5 protein-coding genes and 1 pseudogene are annotated in these 1,789 nt (G+C 52.8%); 1 reads left to right on the top strand and 5 read right to left on the bottom strand.

The window, feature by feature from the left end; all coding sequences use genetic code 11:
- The first annotated feature begins 5 nt into the window (after nt 1-5).
- Nucleotides 6-230 carry a tetratricopeptide repeat protein gene (locus BN874_RS26470; RefSeq protein ID WP_081756348.1) on the top strand — a complete coding sequence of 75 codons (225 nt, stop codon included), beginning with the start codon at nt 6-8 and terminating at the stop codon, nt 228-230.
- Here BN874_RS26470 and BN874_RS11960 read toward each other — a convergent pair.
- From BN874_RS11960 to BN874_RS24560, 5 genes and pseudogenes are all read right to left on the bottom strand, one after another.
- Nucleotides 183-551 (bottom strand): type II toxin-antitoxin system VapC family toxin, encoded by a 369-nt coding sequence (locus BN874_RS11960; RefSeq protein ID WP_230314417.1) that lies wholly within the window; start codon nt 549-551, stop codon nt 183-185. The two genes, BN874_RS26470 and BN874_RS11960, sit on opposite strands and share 48 nt — an antisense overlap.
- Nucleotides 548-784, bottom strand: coding sequence for a hypothetical protein (locus tag BN874_RS11955; RefSeq protein ID WP_034433601.1), 237 nt, complete (start codon nt 782-784; stop codon nt 548-550). Before BN874_RS11955 ends, BN874_RS11960 begins: the two co-directional genes overlap by 4 nt.
- 164 nt (nt 785-948) lie before the next feature.
- Nucleotides 949-1,131 (bottom strand): annotated as a pseudogene (locus tag BN874_RS11950) (helix-turn-helix domain-containing protein); the annotation flags it as partial.
- Between the two features lie 130 nt (nt 1,132-1,261).
- Nucleotides 1,262-1,552 (bottom strand): type II toxin-antitoxin system VapC family toxin, encoded by a 291-nt coding sequence (locus tag BN874_RS11945; protein ID WP_154724901.1) that lies wholly within the window; start codon nt 1,550-1,552, stop codon nt 1,262-1,264.
- A gap of 9 nt (nt 1,553-1,561) precedes the next feature.
- Nucleotides 1,562-1,699 carry a hypothetical protein gene (locus BN874_RS24560; protein WP_154724900.1) on the bottom strand — a complete coding sequence of 46 codons (138 nt, stop codon included), beginning with the start codon at nt 1,697-1,699 and terminating at the stop codon, nt 1,562-1,564.
- Between the last annotated feature and the right edge of the window lie 90 nt (nt 1,700-1,789).

Genomic DNA, 1,789 nt, shown 5'->3' with positions numbered 1-1,789 from the left:
TAGGCATGTTCATTTTACCTGCCTGCCCCACAGTTCCGATCACAGGAAAATTTACAGGAGGCAATAATTTGGGCAAGGTCTACGCAGAATTGGGTCGTTGGGAAGAGGCTATTGCCCGTTTTCGCTGGGCGGTCGCATTACGACCCGATTTCAATGAGGCCCGCCATAATCTGGAACAGGCGCTACGATCTGTTTCGCAACCCGGGGGCCTGGGTGGTCACAACGGGTAAGCTCAATAGCTGCTGATCGCAAGTCAACAGCGTTGCATCCAACTCTTGAGCGGTCGCGGCGATGATGGCATCTGGTAGTTTCAACCGGTGTTGCCGACGTAACCTAATCGCCTCTTCTTTAATAGACGTGGTCAACTCAATGAGTTGCAGGCTGGCAATATACTGGCAAATGGAAGCTTCTTCGATTGTAGTCAGGGTTGGATAAGACAGCGCCTCCATCTCGGAAATGATCGAAGCGCTAATGATCACCGGGGGCAGCGGCGCGGCCAGTCGGTTAGCCAGGTGGTAAAGAATCACGTTAGTATCCAGAACCAACTTCATTCCCATTCCTCGCGCAGCCGATGTTGGAACGCGAGCGGTTCTTCTGTCAGATCCAAGGCTCCCGCCAGTTGATTTAGAGCATCGGCGTTGGACTCCTCGGACTTTATGTCTGCCAAAGGTTGTTCATTGACGACCACAATCAACTTATGTTTACCGGGTTGTACTTCCTTAGGTAATTTTACTGTGATTGTGCGGTTGTAGGGTACTTCGCATTCCAGATTAACCGATAACATTTTGACTCTCCTTTCTTTTGATCTTTAAGTCATCTTTAAGCAGAGCTACGGTAATCATCGGATCATTGATGAGGATCACCAAAGCACTTTCAAGCCCAGTGCGTGATACTCCGACAGGCGCTGGGCTTTGGAAATAAGATGCACGTTTTTTTACAATGCCTGCCAATGGCTTCCACGGGATCAGCCGGGCCGATGGGGTAATGCCGGTTCTCGTAGGCTTCGATGAACGTCACTAGGACTTCCATTTCGTCGGCTTCCGGCGTGCCTTCTTGTGCTTGGAAGACCTGTTCAAGTTGGGAGAACATTGCCTGCAAGTCGTCGTCGTTGCGAATGGGTTTAATCGTCATCACTGCCGGAACAGCGCCTCCTGAATCTTGTTAAGCTCAAGTTCGATGCGATGGGTCAAGACGGTTTGCATGGTATCGTCTCCAGTGCTCGTTGCGCCCGGTGTTCCGCCGCCCCTGCTGGGAAAGGGATTCAGTGACTCCCGGACACGGTTCGCAGCAAAGCGACAAACCCGGCCTGCTCGAAATGCATGTCAGTGGTCAGCGCCGCCGTCATACCCGACTCTCGCATCACGACAAAGGACAGGCAGTCTGCCAAACTCCACGCCTTGTCAGGCCGGCTGGCGAACAGGGTCAGCGCATGTTGGAAACGCAGGTTAGTAATGGGAACGATGTCGAAGAGTGGCTCTTGAGCAAACGCGGTGATGAACTGCACGGCTATTTCGCGGATCACCGGTTTGGAAAAGGCTGCCCCCAGTTCCAAGAACACCGCCTAGGTGGTAACCAGTCGGGTCCGCGCCTTTGCCAGCGCTCCGGCCAGGGCTGTCGCTGGGGTATGGTACTGATCTTGGCGCGATAGCAGGGCAATCGCATAGCGGGTATCCATGAATACCACGGACGGCAACGACATCAGGCGGCTTCAGACCGAAGGTATTCCTCCAGCAATTCCCGCTCTCCTTATTTAGACCCACTTTTTAATAGGTCGATTAATGATTTCAGA

Origin of the sequence: Candidatus Contendobacter odensis Run_B_J11, from assembly GCF_000531125.1 — a bacterium.
GTDB lineage: Bacteria > Pseudomonadota > Gammaproteobacteria > Competibacterales > Competibacteraceae > Contendibacter > Contendibacter odensensis.
Note: the sequence above shows the minus strand (reverse complement) of the source record. Positions and strands in the feature narration are given on the sequence as shown.

Bases quoted from the DNA above. Each gene is read 5' to 3' on its own strand.
- BN874_RS11955 (WP_034433601.1), bottom strand. From the start codon at position 784: ATGTTATCGGTTAATCTGGAATGCGAAGTACCCTACAACCGCACAATC.
- BN874_RS26470 (WP_081756348.1), top strand. From the start codon at position 6: ATGTTCATTTTACCTGCCTGCCCCACAGTTCCGATCACAGGAAAATTT.
- BN874_RS24560 (WP_154724900.1), bottom strand. From the start codon at position 1,699: ATGTCGTTGCCGTCCGTGGTATTCATGGATACCCGCTATGCGATTGCC.
- BN874_RS11960 (WP_230314417.1), bottom strand. From the start codon at position 551: ATGAAGTTGGTTCTGGATACTAACGTGATTCTTTACCACCTGGCTAAC.